The following is a 21243-nucleotide window of genomic DNA, read 5'->3' as shown; positions in this document are numbered from 1 at the left end:
GGCGCGGGTGGCCACGAGTACGGTTAATGGGCATGAAGACTAACTTGCGCAGAATTGACGCCGAAGCCCGCGCCGAGCTGATCAGCGATGTTCACTATGACGTCGCACTGGACATCACCGGGGCTGAGACGTTCACGTCACGCACAACGGTGGCGTTCACCTCAGGTGAAGGGGAGGCGTTTTTTGACCTCATCGCGGATCGCTTTGAGGCAACGCTTGACGGCACGCGTATCGACGACCGCTCGCTGACGCTGACTCAGGGCACCCATGAACTGGTGGTGGACGCGACCCAGACGTATTCCCACACGGGCGAGGGATTGCACAAATTCGTAGACCCGGCTGACGGAAAAGAGTACCTGTACACCCAGTTCGAGCCGGCGTACGCCCAGCTGGTGTTCGCATGTTTTGATCAACCGGATCTGAAGGCAACCTACGACATCGCCGTGACCGCCCCGGAGCGGTACGTGGTGGTGCTCAATGAATCGGTCGACGTTGACAACCGCGGCGACGGCACGGCCGTGACGTCCACAAAAATCGACTACCCCCTGTCGACATACCTGATCGCGGTCATTGCGGGCGAATACGAGTCCGTGCACGATGAATACACCGACAGCCACGGTGAGATTCCGCTGGGGCTCTACGCCCGCGCCAGCATCATCAAGCACATGGATTCCGAGCGCCTGTTCCGCGAAACAAAGGAGGGGTTTGGCTACTTCCACAAGAAATTCGGCCGCGCGTACCCCTTTGGGAAGTACGACCAGATTTTCTGCCCGGAGTACAACATGGGCGCGATGGAAAACGTTGGGGCAGTCACGCTTCGCGACGAGTACGTGTTCACGTCCCCGCCGACGCCGTTCCGCTACGAGCGCCGCAATGACACCATCTTGCACGAAATGGCCCACATGTGGTTCGGCGACCTCGTGACCATGAAGTGGTGGGATGACCTGTGGCTTAACGAGTCCTTCGCCACCTGGTCCGCAGCGATCGCGCAGGCGGAAGCCACGGAATTTGAAAACGCTTGGGTGACCTTCGCGTCCATCGAAAAGGCGTGGGCATATGCGGCTGATCAATTACCCTCCACCCACCCGATTGCGGCGGATGCGCCGGACATTGAAACAGCGGAGCAGAACTTTGACGGCATTACCTACGCCAAGGGCGCAAGCGTGCTCAAGCAGCTCGCGGCCTACGTCGGGGTGGAGCAATTCTTCGCGGGCGTGCGCGATCACTTTGCCAACCACGCCTTTGCAAACGCGACGTTCGCTGATTTGCTGGGCGCGCTGGAAAAGGCATCCGGCAGGGACTTGAGCGACTGGGCCGACCAGTGGCTGCGCACCACTGGCGTGTCCATCCTTCGCCCCGACACCTCCGGTGGAGCGTTCACCGTCATCCAGGAATCACCGGTTCAGCGCACGCACCGCGTGGGCGTGGGCCTGTACTCCCGTGATGAGGCAAGTGGGAAGGTAACGAGGACCCACTACGTGGAGGTGGACATCACCGGCGCTGAAACGGCAGTGCCGGAACTCGATGGGGTCCCGCACGACCTCGCACTGGTCAACGATGAGGACCTCACGTACTGCCTCATGGGACTGACGGATGAGCACACGCAGTTTGTGCTCGATTACTTGGGTGACATCGTCGACCCGATGGCCCGCACTTTGTGCTGGTCCGCGATCTGGGAGGCAGTGCGTGGCGGCCGCCTTCCCGCACGCAAATTCGTGGAGTTGGTGGCCAGATTCGCTGGTGCTGAAGACCAGCCGGCCGTCCAAGAACGCCTGCTTGGCCAGGCCACCTCAGCCGTGAAGTACTACGTGTCCCCCGACTGGCAGCGCGAAGGTTACGCGTTACTAGAAAACGCGTTCCGCGGCCAAGAGCCCCGCATCATCTTTGACCGTGCACTCGCCCAGCTCGACCAGCTGGGCCCGGACTCGATCAGTTACCTGCGCGACCTTCTCTACGGGGACAGCGCTACCGACAACCAGGAGCTTCGTTGGCTAGCACTCACCGCGTTAACAGCCAACGGCGAGTTCGATGGGGATGCCGCAGCCAAGGCCGCGGCCGAAGAAGACGATCCTTCGTCCCAAGGCGAAGTCTCACGCCTGCGCATCCGTGCCGCCGCGGACAAGCGCTGGGCATGGGACGAGCTCACTGGCGTGGGCGCCGCGGACATCTCCAACCTGGCATCCCGCCACCTGATTGAAGGCATCATGTGGAACGACCGCGGGCTGGAAGGCCTCACCGACGAGTTCTTCCGCATCGCGCCCCAGCTTTGGGACACACTGTCGAACGAAATGGCGCAGCGCACCCTAGAGGGCCTCTACCCCGCCTATGACATCAGCCAATCGGCCGTCGATAAGGCACATGATCTCCTCAACGCCGATGTTCCTGCTGGCCTGAAGCGAGTGATCTCTGAAGGCCAAGACCGTGCCGCACGCGCGGTGCGCAACCGCGCAGTGGACGAGGCGTCCTAGTTTGCACTAGGACGCCAGAACGGACGCCAGCACTAGGACGCCTGGATAATGTCCTGGTTTCGCCCGCGGGAAGCGGTGGCTTCCTCCGCTTCGCCGTGGACAACCAGCTGTACCACGTCCCGATTCACGGTGATCGTGGAATAGGCAATGCAGGTCTCCCCGGAGAACAGCTTGCGGTTGATCCGCACCACAGCGGTGTGTTCGGGGATTCCCAGCACCGCGGATTCCGTTGCGATAGACAAGGAGGGAATGATCACGTCTTCGCGATGCGTGGCCTCCAACCCGTCCTCTGTTGCGCCGCCGCCCATCCACACGGGTGTCTTTGCTGTGGGGCTTAGAAAAATCATCTCGTGCAACGCCGGGCGCCCCTCCAACAAATGCACGACCTCCACGTGGCGGACGTGCCTCACGGCTTCCAAGTTGAAAATGCCGCACACGCGCTCTGGGGCATCAATTACGGTGTTGGCCAGAATGCGGTGCGTGTGCGAACCGACCCGGTCCGTACACGCCTCATCATAAATGCCGCCGATCTCCGCGGCGTTGACCAGTTGAGGTTGCGTTTTCACGAACGTGCCGCCGCTACGCCCGCGGCGGCGTTCAATGATGCCTTCGGATTGAAGAATATCCAGGGCATGGCGCACCGTCATGCGCGCAACGCCGAACTCCACCACGAGCTCACGTTCAGAAGGCAGCTTGTCGCCTGACGTGAGTTCCCGGCGGGCAACTTTATCGCGGAAGATTTCCGCGATTGCGACGTACGCAGGCTTGTGCGGCACGGCTACTCCCAACAAGTGGTAGGGGGCTGGTCACTACCGAGTGTAGCCGAAAATTCTCAGGAACAGCTAATATTTTCTAGGAAAATTTAAGGTTAGCCGAGTTTACCTAACGCTTGGCCCAAATCGGCCAGCAAATCTTCCTTGTCTTCGATGCCGACGGAAAGCCTGACAAGCTCAGGCTTCACAGCCAACGCCGAGCCAACCACGGACAGGTGCGTCATGGTCGAAGGGTGCTCGATGAGGCTCTCCACCCCACCCAAGGACTCGGCCAGACAGAACAACTCCGTATTGCGGCACAGTGCTTTCGCCTGCTCTTCCGTCTGCATTTCCACCGACACCATCGCTCCGAAGCGCTTCATCTGCTTCACCGCGATCTCATGCCCCGGGTGGTCCGGCAGACCGGGGTAGCGCACCCGCGCTACGGCAGGGTGGCCCTGCAGAAACTCGGCTACAGCCTCCGCGTTGTCGCAGTGGCGCTCCATGCGCACGCTCAGCGTCTTTAGACCGCGCCCGGACAGGTAAGTATCAAACGGCGACGGGATCGCGCCCACCCAACCAAAGAAGAAACGGAATTCCTCTTCCAGCGCTACCTCGTTGGAGCAGACTAACCCGCCCACCACGTCGGAGTGTCCGCCGATGTACTTCGTCGTCGAATGCAGCACAATATCCGCGCCGAGCGACAGCGGCTGCTGCAAGTAGGGCGACGCAAAGGTGTTGTCCACCACCAGGCGCGGACGTTCGCGCGAGCCTTCGGCGTGGTTCAACGCGGCGGCTGCCCTGTCGCGTGCCTCAGCCAGACCAGCGATGTCGCAGATACTCAGCAGCGGGTTAGTTGGGGTCTCCGCCCAGATCACGCGGGTGTTGGGCAAAATTGCCGCTTCCACGGCAGCCAGATCCGCGAGGTCAACAACGGTGGACGTGATATCCCACTGGTGGAAAATCTCCACGAGCAAGCGGTAGGTGCCACCGTAGGCGTCATTGCCAATCACGACGTGGTCGCCCGGGCGCAGCAACACGCGCAGCACGGTGTCCACCGCGGCCATGCCGGAAGAGAACGCCACGCCATAGGTCGCGCCTTCCATCGCTGCAACAGCCTTTTCCAACGAGGTGATCGTGGGGTTTCCCACGCGCGTGTACTCGTACCCGTTGCGGGTCACCGCGAGGTCATCTTGCGCGAACGTCGTAGATGCGTAAATCGGGATGTTGATTGACCCATAGAGGGAATCCGGCTCATACCCAGCGTGGATCGCATTGGTACTGGGCCCCCACTGGTGCGTCTGGCTGTGAGAGTGCGCCTGAGGCTCGCTCATGAACGTCCCTTTCCGTGTCAGTCTGAAATCACCGAAACTTAAACTCCCGCGAGTATAGACCAAGCGGTACATAATCCAGCGTTGCCAGTCTATTAAATTTCAGCGAGCCCACGTACCATGGGCAGCGTTATGTCTACTCCCCCATCACCTTCCGCCCCGCTCCCCGACGACGTCACGCTCTTTGAGGCAGTTGGCGGCGAGCCTTTCTTCCGAACGCTGGTGAAAGGCTTTTATGACCAAGTCAAGGACGATGATCTGATCGGCCCGATGTACCCAGAAGACGACTGGGACGGTGCGGAAGATCGTCTGCGTTGGTTCCTTATGCAGTACTGGGGCGGGCCCCGCACCTACACAGAGCAGCGCGGTGCGCCCATGCTGCGTCGACGCCACTTCCCGTTCCCCATCGGGACACCTGAGGCCGAACGCTGGCTCACGCTGATGAAGAACTCGCTTGATCAGTTCGACGACACTGAGCTGGCGCCCCCGTTTAGAGACGCGATCTGGAATCACGTTGAGCGCCTCGCCTACATGATGATCAATAAGGCCCCCACCAACCCAGCCTGGCTTTGATACCAAAATCATTTCCCAAAACCGGCCAATAGGAGGGCCCAACCCCGTTACGATTGATCCATGCCTTCCGCCTTGCCCGCTCCCGCGCATACGTTGATCACGGTTGTCAACCACCTACTGAAAACGGGGGAGATCACTGCTCCATGCGCGGTCGTGGACGTTGCGGCGTTTGATTCCAACGCTCAAAAAATGACCGCACGCACGCAAGGCCTTCCCATTCGCGTCGCATCGAAGTCGTTGCGCAGCACGCATGCTTTACGACGAGCTCTCTCACACCCCGGCTATCAAGGTATCTTGTCCTTCACGCTGCCGGAATCAATCAACCTTGTCCGCGAGGGCTTTACAGACATCGTCTGCGCTTATCCTTCGGTAAACGTTCCGGCGATCCGCGAAATTGCTCACGACGACGATCTGCGCCGCAACATCACGTTGATGGTCGATTCCGTAGAGCTGCTCGATCTGATCCGGTCCGCGATCCGGGACTCCGCTGATACCAGCAACTTCACGCAACCCGGCGCACCCGAGGACCAGGCCCTCCGCGTCGCAATCGATCTAGACTGCACCCTGCACCTACCCGGCGCTGTGATCGGCCCGCGGCGCTCCCCTATCCGCACCCCTGAGCAAACTCGGGCCCTCGCCCAAGAGATCACGTCGCGTCCGGAGCTGAAATTGGTGGGGCTGATGGCCTACGAAGGGCAAGTCGCATCGGTGCCGGACGGAGAATCAGGCATCGTCGGTTCAGTGAAACGCTGGCTGCGCTCAACATCGATGGAGCAGCTGGGGCCTCGTCGTAAAGCATGCATTGAGGCCGCACGCGAATTCGCGGACCTGGAGTTTGTAAACGGGGGTGGAACCGGCTCCCTGGACGTCTCCGCGGCGGAGGGAACCCTGACCGAGCTCGCCGCGGGCTCCGGCTTCTACACGCCAGTGATCTTTGACAACTTCGCCGACATCAACCACAAACCGTCCGCGTACTTCGTCTGCCAAGTCTCGCGCTTGCCCGCCGAGGGGTGGGCAACCGTCAACTCCGGCGGATGGATCGCATCTGGCCCCGCTGGCCAGGACCGACTACCGGTACCCGTGTACCCCGCGGGGCTTGGCTACTCCACCACCGAAGGCCCCGGCGAGGTACAAACACCACTTCACGGACACGCCACAAAGAGCCTCACCGTGGGTGATGCCGTGTGGTTCCGCCACGCCAAAGCCGGCGAAATGACCGAAAACGTTGATTCCATCGTGGCCGTCAACCCGGACGGCACCTACGAAATCTGGGACACATACCGAGGGAAAGGATGGACGTGCCGATGAGCACTCCGCTACGCAAGCAACCGAACCGCTTCAGCAACTGGTCGGGGTCGGTGACCAGCAACCCGCACGCGGTGTACTACCCGTCAACCATCTCGGAGGTCGCCGACACCATTGCGCACATCCCTACCGGTGAAACCTTGCGCACGGTTGGTGGCGGCCACTCATTCACCCCCGTTGCCGCGGGCGGCGACAACATGATGAGCTTGGATGAACTCACCGGGATTATCTCCGTAGACACCGAGCGCAAGCGCGTCCGCTTCTTCGCCGGAACGCGTCTGTACAAGATCCCTGAGCTGCTCAAACCGTTCGGCCTTGCACTGGCGAACCAGGGCGATGTGGACCGCCAATCCGTCGCGGGCGCCGTGTCAACCTCCACGCACGGCACGGGCATTAACTGGACAGGCTTCGCCGGAACCGTGACCGGCCTCAAGCTGGTCGACGCATCCGGGCAGGTCCGCGAGTACTCCATCGATACAAACCCCGAGGAACTTCGCCTGGTGACCGTGACGTGCGGTGCCCTCGGAGTCATCGTTGAGGTGGAAATGCAGTGCGTCGACGCTTTTGACCTGCTCGCGGTGGAGTCTTCCGACAACTTCGACGACATCTTGGACACCTGGGAAGAGCGCTGCCGCGCCGTGGACCACTTTGAATGCTTCTGGTTCCCACACACCGACGACGCAATGGTGAAAAACAACACCCGCTACGCCCCCGGTGAAGCTGCCGAAGGCGGCGACCCGAAGCCGCGCACCAAGTTCACCCAGTTTGTTGAAGATGAAGTCGTGGGCAACGGCGCCTTCGCCGCCTCTTTGGCGTTCACCCGCCGCGTGCCATCGATGGTGCCGAAACTGAATGCACTGTCGACCTCCTTGATCGCGAATAACAGCTACCGCGGCCGCGCACACGAGATCTTCATCTCCCCACGCCGCGTGAAATTCCACGAGATGGAATTCGCCGTACCTCTCGCCGCCGGCCCCGATGCCGTACGCGAAATCCGCAAGGCGATCAACGACAACAACTGGATGATCCCCTTCCCGGTTGAGCTGCGCTGCACCGCCACCGACGATGTGGCTCTGTCCACGTCCACCGGCCGCGAATCCACCTACATCGCGATCCACGTGCCGAAGTACATGGACCCATCTACGTTCTTCCCCACCTTCCAGGACATCCTGCTTGCCCACGACGGACGCCCGCACTGGGGCAAGATGCACACACTCACCCACGCGGACTTTTCTAAGCTCTACCCGCGTTTCGACGAGTTCTGCACACTACGTGAACAAATGGATCCGGACCGTCGCTTCGGTTCGCCGCACCTGAACCAGATCTTCGGTTAAGCCCTCTGGCCCAACCGGGGCCTGCTGGGGCCTGCAGTGCCAACCGGGGCCTGCTTGCCCAGCCGGGGCCTGCTCGCAGGGGCCTGCGTGAAAACGTTTGCGGATTATGCCCGTCTCCCGGAATCTGACCTGGGAAAACACTTCCGCGGGAGGGCTGGCAGGCAAACGTTTTCACTGAGCGCTACACGAACAAATGGATCCGGACCGTCGCTTCGGTTCGCCGCACCTGAACCAGATCTTCGGTTAAGACCTCTGGCCAGCTGGGTCCTGCAGGGGCCTGCTGGTTGTATGCGATCAGCGCTGCTGATCGCAACCGGCGGGTCAATTCCACCTATGAGGAGTTTCTGGTGCCGATTTGGTGTAGTTGGTACGGGGTGTCTGCGTAGTTGGTACTGGTTTTCCGTGTAGTTGGTACTGCTTTGGGGCAGGTTGGATTTCGGCGGCATCGCAATTCGGTGGTGCCGTGTCTTACCTGTTTTGAAGGAGGACGGCTAGATGGCCAACTTCAAAGATATTGCGGTGTTGATTTGCGAAGGCCGCAGCTATTCCTACATCACCGAAGTGGTGGGGTGTTCGCGTCGGGATGTCTCGCGTGTGCAGCGTGTTGTGAAGGAGCATTCGCTGACGAGTGAGTCGTTAGCGTTGTTGTCGCCGGGATGGTTCGATGAGATGTTTCCCGATGGGCGCAGCGATCGCTCGAAGCAGTTCGATCAGCCGGACTACCGTGCGCTGGCACAACGGTTGAAGCACAACAAGCACCTGACCCGCCACAGATTGTGGCTGGAGTACCTCGACGAAGAGCCAGCTTCCGGGTTGGAGAAATACAAATACTCCCAGTTCTGCGACGGCTTAGCAGCGTACGTGGACGCGAGTGATCTACGCGAGGTCATTGAGCATGTCCCAGGCGAAGAGCTGTACGTGGACTGGGCCGGTGACAAAGTCGGCATCATTGACCGGGCAAGCGGCGAAGTCGGGTTGAAAGCCTCGCTGTTTGTTGCGGTGTGCCCGTATTCGGGGTTGCTGTTTGTCACCGCCGCCGCGGACGAGAAGATGGGCTCGTGGATTGATTGCCACGTCAAAGCCCTGGAGTATCTCGGGGCCTGCCCCCGGGTCATCGTGGCCGACAACGCATCCACAGCGACGTACCGGCCGGTGAAGAATCGTGCTTACCGGGCGGTGACAGCGAAGTACGCCGAGTTCGCCGAGTACTACGGGGTCACGATCGTACCGGCCCGGCCGGGCAAACCGCGCGATAAAGCCTCAGTGGAGCGTGCGGTGCAGATTGTGTATTCCCGGATCCTGGGCTATTTCGACAACGAGGCGTTTTTCACACTCGACGAGCTCAACGAGGCAATCGCCGAGCGGGTCGAGGAAATCAACACCGCGTTGTCCTACCCTGACGGCACGACGCGCAGAACCCGGTACGAAACCGACGAGCTGCCGATGATGCGACCGTTGCCCAAAGACGCGTTCACCAGCGTGGAATGGAAAAGCCCGAAGGTGGATCGCAACTGGCATGTCTGCTGCGACTACCAGTACTACTCGGTGCCCTTCCAGCTCGTAGGCAAGACCCTTCGTGCGCGGTTGACCAGCACACTCGTCAGCTTGTACGACGGCGACACCCTCGTTGCCGAGCACGCCCGCTTAACCGGCTACCGCTACCGCTATTCCACCGACCCCACACACGGGCCTGCCCAGGGCCAGCACGCCCCAGCTGTGCTGAGCAATGATGAATTACTCGCATGGGCGTCCTCGTACGGGCCGGCGACGGCGGCGGTGATCACCAAGGTCTTGAATGTGCACTCGGCAGCACCAGCCCGGGGACTACACCAAGCGCGCAACATCCTGGCCAACCTCGGCAAGAAACACGACAAGACCACGTTGGAACCAGCCTGCCAATTACTGCTGGATAAACAGCTCGCCCCAACAATCAGTGTGCTCAAGCGCATCCAATCCGACGTTGCGCACAACCGGCCAGAGCCCACTGCATCACACACGGCACCCGCAGCAGCAATCGTCGACATCACCGCGGTCGCCGACTCGGTGTTCATCCGCCCAGCCGACTACTACGACACCACAAAGGAGGGCTAGTAAACCATGATCGACATCGACGAGACCACACGCGTGAAACTACGCGCCCTGCGGCTGTCAACCTTCGCCGACATCTACTTCGCCCTCCTCAACGACGACGCCAACGCAGATGAGCTTCCGGAAAACATCTTCCTCGCCGCCGTCGATGAGGCACTCGAACAACGCCGGCAACGTAACGTGGCTAAAGCAATCGCTCAAGCCCACCTGTTCTACCCGCACGCCACCATCGCAGACATCTCCCGCCCGAGCGAACGCGGTATCAACGAGCGGCAACTCAAACGCCTCGCGGCCACCAAATGGCGCGAAGAGCCCACCAACATACACATCCTCGCACCCACTGGTGCAGGAAAAACCTACATCGCCTGCGCACTCGGCGTCGAAGCCTGCCACACCGGGCACAGCGTCGCCTACTTCCGGCTCGACCAACTCACCGCGAAGCTCGCAGTCCTCCCGACCACACACCCCGACTACACCGCCTTGATGAGAAAGCTCATTAACGTCGATGTCCTCATCATCGACGACTTTCTGACCATGAGCATCGACCTGCGTGGACAAGAGGACCTCACCAAAATCGTAATCGAGCGAGACGGGCGCCTGCCGACCATCATCGCCTCACAATCCACCGCCGCCTACTGGGTGCAAACCATGCCGAACAGAATCGCGGCCGAATCCCTCGTCAGCAGACTCAACACAGGCCTACGAATCGACATCGGCGACTACGACATGAGAAAAGCTCTCAGCCGCCCCACCAACTAACCCACCCCCCACAAGCCGGCGCTCAACCAGCGCCGGCCACCCCAGTACCAACAACACAGAAGCCACCAGTACCACCTACGCAAAACACCGGTACCAACCAACCGGGCTCAGCATCTGGAGCACTACAACACCGCCGCTTTGCCGGCGCGGGCGAAAAGGCCCAAAGACAAAGCGCATGTAGAAGCCGCGGTGAAGATCATCACCCAGAAGGTCATTCACGCACTCGATGGTCACCAGTGCGTTGACATTGATGAGCTCAACACTCGAATCCGTGCACTGGTCGATGCGATCAACACCGCCACTCCGTTTCGCAACCAGGACACAAGTCGCCGTGAGGTGTTCAACGAGTTCGAACGCGACCAATGGGCTCGTCCTAAAGCAAGTTACGACACCGACGGCTCTTCTGGTTCCGCGGATCCCGAAAAGAACCAGTGATCCGGAGCCTGTGGGCGAGAGTTTCGCTGCCGCCCCAGGGCAATCACAGGAGCGACACTCGAATCAGGCGTGCCAGAACTGAAGCGAATTGATCGGGTGAAATTGACGCGTGGGGCTGCACCTGCAGCACATAACGCGACACCAGAGCCCCCAGCAGGACAATCGAGTTCTGCACTACCGCGTCGGCGGTGCTCAGCCGAGGGTGGCTCGGATGCTGTGCCCGTAATCGGAGAAGGAGTTCTTCGGCACCGGCAAGAATTTCACGCTCGAAGTAACCGGATACGATTGCCCTGGTGTCGTCGTCTTTCATTGCGTATCGAAACGCTGGCAGTACTCGCTCTTGAAAGGGAGACGACTCGCAATAGGCAACGAACGTGCGGGCAAGCAGTTGAGGGAACTGGCCAGGCGGGAGTTCCGGGACCGAACTTACTGAGCGCAATATCGCGGACGCGCTCAACCCATCGAGCACCGCTTCGCAAAACAACGCATCTTTGCTGCCAAAATAATAATTCACCAAAGCGTGATCCACGTCTGCTTCAGCTGCGATTGCTCGAAGCGTCGTGCCTGCATATCCATTCTGGAGAAACTGCATCCTAGCTGCATGAAGAATGAGTTCTCGACGCTCCGATGGTTCGCTCGGGCGACCGCGGCGTTTATTCACCATGCTGGAAACACTAGCTGGCGAACGGTGACACTTTCACTATGAAACCAGACCCGGATACTCCCGCAGTTGCTATGCGGAACGCGCGAGCCCGAATCCTCCAGCCTGTTTCCTTCACCTTGCCTCGAGGTTCGATAAGCGCGCTTGTCGGCCCTTCAGGATCAGGCAAGACCACGTTGATGCGCATGATCGTTGGCACGCAGGCTCGTGTCGACGGCACTGTGCACGTGCTTGGACTGCCCGCAGGTCATCGCCAACTGCGCACCAAGGTCACGTACGCAACCCAGCAAGCTAGCGTGTTCGACGAACTCTCCGTGCGAGAGAACCTTAGCTATGTCGCAGACATTTACGGGCTTCGCCGCAACCGAATCGACGGAGTGGTCGACCAGCTCGATCTGACCGCCAAGATCGACGAGCCGGTGCGCAAGCTCAGCGGTGGTCAACGCAGCCGCGTAAGTCTTGCGGTCGCCCTACTGCCAGATCCGGAACTTGTTGTCCTCGACGAGCCAACGGTCGGCCTCGACCCCATCCTGCGAGCCCAAATGTGGGACCTGTTCAAGGAGCTGGCTCACAAGGGCACCACGCTGATTATCTCGAGCCACATCCTGGATGAAGCCGAGCACTGCGACAACGTATTGTTCATTCGCGACGGCAAGGTGAGACACACGCACCCGGAAACCATCAAACGCGAAACCGGTGCAGCGACGCTTGAAGCGGCATTCGTGGAGGCAATGACCAAATGAGGACAAGTTTTGCAGTGGCCAAGCGGGTCGGCAACCAGTTGCGACGGGACCCACGAACTCTCGCACTCATCTTCGTGTTGCCAGCTGTCTTAATGTCCTTGCTGTATTGGATCTTGAGCAACACTGGATTATTTGACCGCATCGCGCACGCAGTCCTCGGGGTGTTTCCGTTCCTCGTCATGTTCCTTGTCGCATCCGTGACCACGCTTCGCGAGCGCAGTTCCGGAACACTGGAACGAGCGCTCACAATGCCGGTGAGCCGGATCGACATCATCGGTGGTTACACGCTGACCTTCAGCCTGGTTGCGGTCACACAAACGCTGATCACCGTTGTTGTCTGCACCCGGCTACTCGACTTGGATATCGAGGGATCACTCGCTGCGTTCGTTGTGGTCGCTTTGCTCAGCGCTCTTACCGGCACCACCGCAGGATTGTTGGCGTCTGCTTTTGCCCATACGGAGTTCCAGGTCATGCAATTCGTCCCCGCTGCTATCGTTCCCCAATTCCTGCTCTGTGGCGTTATCGTGCCCCGGGAAGAAATGCCACATGCCCTCGAGTTGCTCTCGCACACCATGCCGATCAGCTACGTCGTCGACGCGATGCTCGCGTTAAGCAAAGCTCCTACCCCGTCTGCGTTTCCCAAGGGCGATCTGGTAACTGATATCGCCATTCTTTCTGGATTCTGCGCGGCATTCGTCGCGCTCGGCGCAGCGAGCTTGCGCCGGAACACACCTTAGGAAGTCTGAGCGCCCGAGGTGAACTACGAGAGCGCGTGGTGAGCCTAGACGGTGTTACTCCATGGCGTCGCCGAGCAGGTGAGCGACTGAACATTAATCAATGTTGTGCCGCGGTCAGAGGTCGGGGTTGAGAGGAGAACAAACAATGACGTCTCGTGCTGAGGGGATGGAAACGTCCAAGCAATCGGTGAACCGACACTGCAGGGTCCAGCACCCCGGCCAGCTAGGTCCTGCACCCCGGCCAGCTAGGTCCTGCACCCCGGCCAGTGAAAACGTTTGCGGATTGTACCCGTCTCCCGGAATCTAACCTGGGAAAACAGTTCCGCGACGGTGCTGAACAGCAAACGTTTTCACTGGGCGCTACACGAACTAATGGATCCGGACCGTCGCTTCGGTTCGCCGCACCTGAACCAGATCTTCGGTTAAGCCCGCTGGCCAGCTGGGTCTAGCTGGGTTCAGCCGGGTCCAGCTAGGTCCTGCACCCCGGCCAGTGAAAACGTTTGCGAAATTCGCCCCATGCCAGAATCTGACCTGGGAAAACACTTCCGCGACGTTGCTGAACAGCGAACGTTTTCACTGGGCACTACACGAACAAGCTCAACTGCGGCGTGTGGTAGACACTGCCGTACGGCGCGTCGAGCCTGATCCACCGACCGCACGTCGAGACCCGCAAGTGCCTCGGCACAGACTGTGGCGCCCCTGGCCCAGGAATTAATCCAAGCGATGTGCAGGCGAATACCATCCGCATTGGAATGTCTACCTCCCCGCGCCCGGGGCCATCGTCGGACACGGTGAGAACAACCTGGTTCAGCAGCGATTTCGGCGGACCCATCGGCCCGGAGAATTGGCGGGCAAGCGCCCTGCCTTGGTCCGCGAGCTGGCGAACCGCAGTCACCGGCACAATCTCGCGTTCTAGAAACCCCGTCTTTGGGGGCAACGCTCCGATCCACTGTGCGTCTTGCGACCTTCCGATACGGAGCTGGGATCCGTCTACCTGGGATCCGCCAACCCGGGATTCACCAACGTGGTCTTCACTGAAAATCTCCGGTTCTTGGCTCAACCGCTCTGCCAGTAGGGACGCCGGTACGACGGCACCGTCTCGGGACACCGTTCCGATTATCCGGCGAGATGCGATGCACTCAAACGGTGTGGAAACGAACACGTCTACAGCGGGCTGAGATAAATTCTCAAGTTGCGACAGACGCGCATACGCGGCCGAATCAAGGTGAAGAGCACGCGCGAGCAGGGCTCGCAGCCCTGCTGCCCCGCGGTGAATCTCCAGTGTCTCTTCCATGCCAGCCCACTCTAGCTACGGCTAGAGACGGGCGGGATGAAAGCGTGCCTAGGACTCCAGCTCCGCTGGTGCCGACTCGTCAGTGTTGGGGCGTTTGACGGATTCAAGAATCCCGATTTCCTTCTGGGAAATCTCGCGTGGGGTGGCCGTGCTCAGGTCCACCATGACCAGCACGGTAGTGACCACGCCAGCCACGCGCCCCTGGCGGTCCTTGATCTCTTGGCGCGTCTTGAACGAGGTGTTGCCAATCTCCACGACCTCAGAGACGACCTCCACCTTCTTGGTGTCGGGCATGACGGGTCGAAGGAAATCTACCTCCACGTGGCGGACGAAGACGCCCATTTCTTCGCCCACTTCCTCAAAGCGGGTCCGAAGGAACTGCGTACGCGCTTCCTGCGCCATTTCCACGAACGCGCAGTTGTTCAGGTGACCGTAGCGGTCAAAGTCGTTCCACCGCAGCGGAATGAAGTTGTGGGCCTCGATGTGCTCGATCTGTTCAGCAGACATGTCTCAAATACCTTTTCTACTTGCTCGTGCGAGCTCGCGCTTGGGGGGTTCCTCGTTAGAGCTCGCGCTTGGTGGGTTTTCCTCGTTAGAGCTCGTCCTTTGTTGTTTTCCTCGTTAGAGCTCGTGAGAGCTCTAACGGGTCAGTTTGCGGTGCGTAACGCGGGACGGCTTGGCGGCTTCCTCACCGAGACGCTCGACCTTGTTCTTTTCGTAGTCTCCGAAGTTGCCTTCGAACCAGAACCACTTGCCTTCTTCGATGTTGCCTTCCCAGGCCAGGATGTGGGTGCAGGTGCGGTCAAGGAACCAGCGGTCGTGCGAGATCACTACGGCGCAGCCCGGGAATTGCTGGAGAGCGTTCTCTAGTGAGCCCAGGGTTTCCACGTCGAGGTCGTTTGTCGGCTCGTCGAGGAGGATCAGATTTCCGCCCTGCTTCAGGGTCAGAGCCAGGTTGAGGCGGTTGCGCTCACCACCGGAGAGAACCTTCGACGGTTTCTGCTGGTCCGGGCCCTTGAAGCCGAAGGCGGATAGGTAGGCGCGCGACGGCATTTCGTTCTGTCCAACGTGGATGTAGTCCAAGCCGTCGGAGACGACTTCCCACACGGTTTTTTCGGGGTCGATGTTGGCGCGGTTCTGGTCCACGTATGACAACTGCACGGTCTCACCGACGTCGACGGTTCCCGAGTCCGGCTCTTCCAGGCCAACGATGGTCTTGAAGAGGGTCGTTTTACCCACACCGTTCGGGCCAATCACACCGACGATGCCGTTTCGGGGCAGCGTGAACGACAGATCGTCGATAAGCACGCGGCCATCGAAGCCCTTGTCCAGATCCTTGACTTCAACCACCTTGTTACCCAAACGCGGCGGGGTCGGGATCTGGATTTCTTCGAAGTCGAGCTTCTTGTACTTCTCTGCTTCTGCCGCCATTTCCTCGTAGCGCTCCAGGCGGGCCTTGTTCTTTGCCTGGCGGGCCTTCGGGGAGGAGCGAACCCACTCGAGTTCGTTCTTCAGACGCTTTTGCAGCTTCTGGTCTTTCTTACCTGCAACCTCAAGGCGCTGAGCTTTCGTTTCCAGGTACGTGGAGTAGTTGCCCTCGTACGGGTAGAGCTTGCCGCGGTCGACCTCACAGATCCACTGGGCGACGTTGTCCAGGAAGTAGCGGTCGTGGGTCACGGCCAAGACAGCACCCGGGTAGTCCTGCAGGTGCTTCTCCAGCCACAGAACACTCTCGGCGTCCAAGTGGTTCGTCGGCTCGTCAAGAAGAAGCAGGTCAGGCTCGCTAAGCAGGAGCTTCGCCAGCGCTACTCGACGGCGCTCACCACCAGACAGGTGGGTCACAGGCTCATCCGGCGGCGGGCAACGCAGTGCGTCCATGGCCTGCTCGATCTTGGAGTCAACCTCCCACGCATCCGCGGCATCGAGCTCCTCTTGGAGCTTGCCCATCTCTTCCATCAGCTCATCGGAGTAGTTCGTTGCCATTTCGGCTGCGATTTCCTCAAATCGCTGCTTCTTGGTGAAGATGTCGCCGAGACCCTCTTCGACGTTCTCACGAACCGTCTTTTCCTCATTCAACGGCGGCTCTTGAAGCAGGATTCCGACGGTGGCGCCAGGATCCAAGAACGCTTCACCATTATTCGGCTGGTCCAGGCCCGCCATGATCTTCAGCAGCGAGGACTTACCCGCGCCGTTGGGTCCCACGACACCGATCTTGGCGCCGGGGTAAAAGGCCATGGTGACGTTGTCCAGAATGACTTTGTCACCGATAGCCCTGCGAACGTTTTTCATCGTGTAGATGAACTCAGCCACGTAATTTCCCCTTCATGGAGCAAGAATTTTTCAAGGTTCAAACACCACAAAGGGTACATCACCTTCACCGGTGGCTATGCGGGACGTTCACCGGTGAAGGCTGCCACCGGTCAACGTTCGGCCGGGATTTAGTCCGGGATTTAGTAAGGCACAGTGTCTTCTGACAGCTCTGCCGCTTCCGCGTCCTCCTGCTGTTGTGAACGCTGCGCGTTCTGCTGGTTTGGATCCTCGAGGTGGGCGGTCTGCTGGCGGTTGAGAGGCATGCTGCGCTGAATCACGCCATCCGACGCACCGGAAGAGTGGTCGGCTGCTTGCTCTCCGTGTGATTGGCCGGAATCGGATGAGTCCGCTGTCGTGGCAGCCGCTCCATTTTCCGCTTCAGCTATCTCATCAGCCGTCTTCACACGCGGTGCATCGAGTTCGTCCAAACTGTGCTCTTGAACGTTGGACGCCTTCCATGCGGCTTGGTGACGGCTAAGTTCCAGTGCTACTTGGTTCGCCTTCATAATCGTGCGGTAGCGGAACACTACATCCTTACTATTCTCGAGGGTCTCTTCCCACTTTTCCGTGACCAAACGCCCCACCACGATGACGGGGAGGCCTTTCTTTAGGGAAACGTGGGTGTTCACCGCGAGCTGTCCCCAGCACTCCACGTCAAGGTAAAGGGAATCAGTGTCTTCCCACACGGGCTTGCCGTTCGGGTCCAGGTCATTCGTCATAACCCGGCGCGATGTTGCAACACGCATTTTTGTCAGTGTCGTACCGCTTTTGAATTTAAGGAATCGAGGGTCTTCAATCAGGTTTCCGGAAATTGTTACGGGTAGCTGTGCCATTGTTTTTCTCCTTTAAATTTCATGAGTTGATTTCATGTTTGGTGTTTTCGCATCACGCGTTTGTGCGTGATGTACATAAGCATTACCCGCGATCCGACAAACATTTTTCGGCATCAAAAAAGCCTGTGGATAACTCGAAGTTATCCACAGGCTTTTTTGATGCCGAAAAAAAGCCTGTGGATAACTCGAAGTTATCCACAGGCCGTTCAACCAGTAGCGTGTCCGCCCGCCGTATCGGCTGTCTTAGCGCTGTTTCCTCTGGACTGCCGCCTGCGCAAGCATCTCGTTGTAGGCCCGCCACTCCTCATCTTCCGATTCGTCCTCGCGGCGATCCCGCTCCCGCGCCTCGGCTCGGTCTTCTTTAAGCCAGCCAACCAGGAGGATCATGAAGACGATGGCCAGCGGGAATGAACCAGAACCCCAGCCGATGCCACCGCCGACTTTTTGGTCCTTGAGCAGGTCCGGGTCCCACGGCAACTGCAGCGAATGGTAAAAGTCCTCCGCCAAAACGACGTTGAGCTGCATCAAGTACACGCCCATGAACAAGTGCAGCGGCATAGACCCGACAAACCACGCGAAGCGCATCGGAATCTTTTGGCGGTGCGGAATGTGGTCCGGACCGATGAGATCCCAGAAGTAGATGTAGCCGGAGACCAAGAACACCAGGTTCATAATCACGTGGCCGGCATGCTCCGAGATGGCGAGCGCATACAAGCTGGGGAACAAGTACAACACGTAGAAGATTACGAGGAACTGGATAGTGTTGATCGGCGGATACGTAACCACGCGCAGAAGCGTTGATTGTTCTAAGGCTTCAACCCAAGCACGCGCATTGAATTCGCCCGCGGGGAAAGCTTCTTTCACCAACGTCAGCGGCGCGCCCATCACAAGGAAGACCGGCACACCCATCGAAAGCGTCATGTGCACGACCATGTGCATCGAGTACGCCGCAGGCATGTACATACCGATTCCGGATGACAAGGTCACCACGATTAACGCACACCCCGCGAGCCACCACGCAGTGCGACGGTGGTCCCACCCTTTCACCCTTTGCGTGAGGTGCAAATAGTACACAGCGAGCAGAATCGCGATGACGCTGAAGAGCACTTCAAAACGCCACATTGTGAAGGACTTCCAAAAGCCCGGCGCCTCATAGAGGTTGTAGCCCATCTGGATTTCCATCGCGGTGAGATTCGGATTCACCGGTGCCGGCGGCGGGGTGCGCCCCAGCGACACCGCCAACCCCGTAACCAAGGCCATGACTAAGACTTCCACGAATGCCACGCGTCCGAATAGCGCGGGTTTTGTAGCGAGCTGCGGAATGGTGATCTGACGATGCGCAAAGCCAAGCAACCCCAACACCGCAAGACCAACGACCTTAGCCAGGATCACTCCCCCGTACGCCGTTGACAACAGGTCGTCGATACGCACGCGGATAAGTGCGTTGACTACCCCTGAGATCATCATCGCGAAGAACGCGAACAGCGCGATCACGGAGTAACGCTTCACCGCGGCAATTTGATGGGGGCCGAGGCGTCGGCCATGGGCCACCAAAGCCATAAGCCCACCGACCCAGATCACGAGGAATGTGAGGTGCCACAGGTAGGAATTCGTGCCGTAATCGTGGTTACCACCCGCCGCGGAGTGCCCAGACATCCCGAGGGGCATGATCACGACGATCGAACCCAGAAAAAGCGCCACCTGTGAGCCCCACGATGCCCTCGCCCCACCGACGATGAGACCGCTGAAACCCACCACCATTGCGAACAGGGCAACAAGACCCCACACTTGCGCGTCCGCGACCTTGTCCAGCGCCAACGCCCACGATCCGGGTGCGAACACCACATCAGCGAATGGGGTTCCCGACACATCCGACAACACTAGTGGGACCATCACCAAAGAAATAGCGGCCACACCAAGCATTGCAAGCGACGCAGTCCGCGACGCGATGTGGCCATCAACCGTCAGGTGAGCGTCGTGAAGCTCAAGCGCGTCAGGCGGAATCAAGAATGCGGAAAACATCCACGACCCAGTCGCGAGCGCCATCAGCATCCATGCCATTCCCCGCAAAAACGGCAAACCAAACGTAGTAATCACGCCAGGATCAGGAATACCCAGCGCGGCCAGCGACTCCCCCAAGAACGAGTACGACAGCGCGCCCGCAACCACCGCTGCCACGACAGCAGAAGCAACGTACATCGGCCACGCGGCTACAGCCCGCGGGCGATGTGTGCCCACTGCTGTGCCCTTCTCCTGGATATCGCCCTCGCCATCTTCAGACATGCACTCAACCCTACTTTTCACCGCTAGACATCCTAAACCGGTGAACATCCTTTTCGGCAGCAACGACCAAGCAACTAGGGGTTGCACCCCCAAGTGAGTTAGGATGAACGCGCCGTGTGAACCGCCGCAGCTGTAAGCGGTGGGAAACGCCAAGCCTCCATAGCTCAGTGGATTAGAGCATCCGGTTTCTACCCGGCTGGTCGCGGGTTCGAATCCTGCTGGGGGCGCAGAATATCTGCTGGTCACCCGTCTTTTTTAACTGCCGTGTACATCCTTTGCCGGTCGCGGGAATGCGAAAATAGCTAAGCTGGTACGCATGAGCGAAGACAACAAAGAGAAAGAAATCCCCGACTTTCGCGAATACGAAAACCAGGGTGAAAACGGCCGCCCTTCCGGCCTCTCCGCTGGGCCAATTGGCGATAGCGTGAACGACCTCGCGGACCCCGAAGCAGACCAGGAATTCCAAGAGCGCGTTGAGAAAGACTCCGACGAGTAAATGGGTTTTCCTCAACCATCCACAAACTCATACGCACTGATCACCGGTGCCAGCCAAGGCATTGGTGAAGCGATGGCGCGCGATTTCGCGGCGGAGGGCTACAACCTCATCATCGTCGCGCGACGCGAAGATGTTCTGCGCAGCCTTGCAACCGAATTGAATTCCGCGCACGGAGTCGACGTGATAGTGGAAGCCCGCGACCTATCCGTCGAATCCGACGTCGACGCGCTCTGCGACCTCATTTCGGACAAGACCGTCACCATCATCGTCAACTCCGCTGGCATCGCGTCCTTCGGCCCATTCATGGACCAGGACTGGGACTATGAGACGAACCAGTTCGCCCTCAACGCAACTGCAGTGTTCCGCCTGACCAAAGCCGCACTGGACACCATGGTTCCACGCGGCGAAGGCGCCGTCTGCAACGTCGGTTCCGCAGCGGGCAACGTCCCGATTCCCAACAACGCAACGTACGTGTTCACCAAAGCCGGCGTGAACACCTTTACGGAATCACTGCACTACGAACTCAAGAAAACAGGCGTCCACTGCACCCTGCTCGCACCGGGACCGGTGCGCGATGCCGTAGTCCCCGAAGAAGAGCAATCAATCGTCGACAAGGTAGTGCCCGACTTCCTGTGGACGACGTACGAATCCTGCTCAGCAGAGACAATCGCCGCAATGAAAAAGAACCGCCGCCGCGTCACCCCCGGGCCCCTGTCAAAGGCCATGGACGCAGTCTCCTCCTACGCACCTCGCGGCGCACTCGCGCCAGTCATGGGATGGTTCTACTCCAAAATGTCGTGAGGGCCTTGCTGCGCAAACCCTTCTTTTTAGGCGGCCTGAC

Annotated in this window: 19 protein-coding genes and 1 tRNA gene; 12 read left to right on the top strand and 8 right to left on the bottom strand. The window is 59.4% G+C overall.

Features of this window, described 5'->3' with window-relative positions; translation table 11 throughout:
- Positions 1-32 precede the first annotated feature (32 nt).
- Positions 33-2468 (top strand): aminopeptidase N, encoded by a 2436-nt coding sequence (pepN, locus tag CAQUA_RS02670; protein ID WP_196824637.1) that lies wholly within the window; start codon positions 33-35, stop codon positions 2466-2468.
- Positions 2469-2500: 32 nt separating this feature from the next.
- On the opposite strand, the gene CAQUA_RS02665 is transcribed toward pepN, so the two are convergent.
- Together CAQUA_RS02665 and CAQUA_RS02660 are read right to left on the bottom strand one after the other, a co-directional pair.
- A complete protein-coding gene (locus CAQUA_RS02665) occupies positions 2501-3244 on the bottom strand; it encodes a GntR family transcriptional regulator (protein ID WP_290178631.1) in 744 nt (247 codons plus the stop codon).
- 92 nt (positions 3245-3336) lie between these two features.
- Positions 3337-4554, bottom strand: coding sequence for a cystathionine gamma-synthase (locus CAQUA_RS02660; protein ID WP_196824638.1), 1218 nt, complete (start codon positions 4552-4554; stop codon positions 3337-3339).
- A gap of 129 nt (positions 4555-4683) precedes the next feature.
- Between CAQUA_RS02660 and CAQUA_RS02655 the strand changes: the two genes are divergently transcribed.
- From CAQUA_RS02655 to CAQUA_RS02630, 6 genes are all read left to right on the top strand, one after another.
- Positions 4684-5124 carry a globin gene (locus tag CAQUA_RS02655; protein WP_196824639.1) on the top strand — a complete coding sequence of 147 codons (441 nt, stop codon included), beginning with the start codon at positions 4684-4686 and terminating at the stop codon, positions 5122-5124.
- A 60-nt stretch (positions 5125-5184) separates the two neighbouring features.
- A complete protein-coding gene (locus CAQUA_RS02650; protein ID WP_196824640.1) occupies positions 5185-6432 on the top strand; it encodes an alanine racemase in 1248 nt (415 codons plus the stop codon).
- Complete coding sequence (locus tag CAQUA_RS02645; RefSeq protein ID WP_231375435.1) at positions 6429-7763, top strand: D-arabinono-1,4-lactone oxidase; 1335 nt, start codon at positions 6429-6431, stop codon at positions 7761-7763. The genes CAQUA_RS02650 and CAQUA_RS02645 overlap by 4 nt, the downstream gene beginning before the upstream one ends.
- Before the next feature lie 495 nt (positions 7764-8258).
- Complete coding sequence (istA, locus tag CAQUA_RS02640) at positions 8259-9854, top strand: IS21 family transposase (protein WP_196823927.1); 1596 nt, start codon at positions 8259-8261, stop codon at positions 9852-9854.
- Positions 9855-9860: 6 nt separating this feature from the next.
- Positions 9861-10610, top strand: coding sequence for an ATP-binding protein (locus tag CAQUA_RS02635; RefSeq protein ID WP_196823926.1), 750 nt, complete (start codon positions 9861-9863; stop codon positions 10608-10610).
- Between the two features lie 189 nt (positions 10611-10799).
- Positions 10800-11045, top strand: a complete 246-nt coding sequence (locus CAQUA_RS02630; protein WP_231375436.1) for a hypothetical protein — start codon at positions 10800-10802, stop codon at positions 11043-11045.
- Between the two features lie 43 nt (positions 11046-11088).
- On the opposite strand, the gene CAQUA_RS02625 is transcribed toward CAQUA_RS02630, so the two are convergent.
- Positions 11089-11709, bottom strand: coding sequence for a TetR/AcrR family transcriptional regulator (locus CAQUA_RS02625; RefSeq protein ID WP_196824642.1), 621 nt, complete (start codon positions 11707-11709; stop codon positions 11089-11091).
- Between the two features lie 38 nt (positions 11710-11747).
- On the opposite strand from CAQUA_RS02625, the gene CAQUA_RS02620 reads away from it, so the two are divergent.
- Both CAQUA_RS02620 and CAQUA_RS02615 read left to right on the top strand, forming a co-directional pair.
- A complete protein-coding gene (locus CAQUA_RS02620) occupies positions 11748-12449 on the top strand; it encodes an ABC transporter ATP-binding protein (RefSeq protein ID WP_196824643.1) in 702 nt (233 codons plus the stop codon).
- Positions 12446-13186: an ABC transporter permease gene (locus CAQUA_RS02615; protein ID WP_231375437.1), complete on the top strand. Its 741-nt coding sequence runs from the start codon at positions 12446-12448 to the stop codon at positions 13184-13186. Before CAQUA_RS02620 ends, CAQUA_RS02615 begins: the two co-directional genes overlap by 4 nt.
- 583 nt (positions 13187-13769) lie before the next feature.
- Here CAQUA_RS02615 and CAQUA_RS02610 read toward each other — a convergent pair.
- From CAQUA_RS02610 to CAQUA_RS02590, 5 genes are all read right to left on the bottom strand, one after another.
- Positions 13770-14480: a DUF8185 domain-containing protein gene (locus tag CAQUA_RS02610; protein ID WP_196824644.1), complete on the bottom strand. Its 711-nt coding sequence runs from the start codon at positions 14478-14480 to the stop codon at positions 13770-13772.
- 48 nt (positions 14481-14528) lie between these two features.
- Entirely contained in the window at positions 14529-14987 is a 459-nt protein-coding gene (locus CAQUA_RS02605; protein ID WP_196824645.1) for an acyl-CoA thioesterase, read from the bottom strand.
- Positions 14988-15119: 132 nt separating this feature from the next.
- Entirely contained in the window at positions 15120-16790 is a 1671-nt protein-coding gene (gene ettA, locus CAQUA_RS02600) for an energy-dependent translational throttle protein EttA (protein WP_196824646.1), read from the bottom strand.
- 140 nt (positions 16791-16930) lie between these two features.
- On the bottom strand, positions 16931-17623 hold the full coding sequence (locus CAQUA_RS02595; protein ID WP_196824647.1) for a single-stranded DNA-binding protein: 693 nt from the start codon (positions 17621-17623) through the stop codon (positions 16931-16933).
- 243 nt (positions 17624-17866) lie between these two features.
- Positions 17867-19906 (bottom strand): bifunctional copper resistance protein CopD/cytochrome c oxidase assembly protein, encoded by a 2040-nt coding sequence (locus CAQUA_RS02590; protein ID WP_196824648.1) that lies wholly within the window; start codon positions 19904-19906, stop codon positions 17867-17869.
- A 153-nt stretch (positions 19907-20059) separates the two neighbouring features.
- Here CAQUA_RS02590 and CAQUA_RS02585 point away from each other — a divergent pair.
- The 3 genes from CAQUA_RS02585 (at position 20060) to cmrA (ending at position 21203) form a co-directional block, all read left to right on the top strand.
- Positions 20060-20133 (top strand) — tRNA-Arg (locus CAQUA_RS02585).
- An 89-nt stretch (positions 20134-20222) separates the two neighbouring features.
- On the top strand, positions 20223-20402 hold the full coding sequence (locus tag CAQUA_RS02580) for a hypothetical protein (RefSeq protein ID WP_196824649.1): 180 nt from the start codon (positions 20223-20225) through the stop codon (positions 20400-20402).
- The gene (cmrA, locus tag CAQUA_RS02575) at positions 20403-21203 is read left to right on the top strand and encodes a mycolate reductase (RefSeq protein WP_196824650.1); all 801 of its coding nucleotides are present in this window, start codon (positions 20403-20405) and stop codon (positions 21201-21203) included.
- The last annotated feature ends 40 nt before the right edge of the window (positions 21204-21243 follow it).

Origin of the sequence: Corynebacterium aquatimens (assembly GCF_030408395.1) — a bacterium.
Taxonomy (GTDB): Bacteria; Actinomycetota; Actinomycetes; order Mycobacteriales; family Mycobacteriaceae; genus Corynebacterium; species Corynebacterium aquatimens.
Note: the sequence above shows the minus strand (reverse complement) of the source record. Positions and strands in the feature narration are given on the sequence as shown.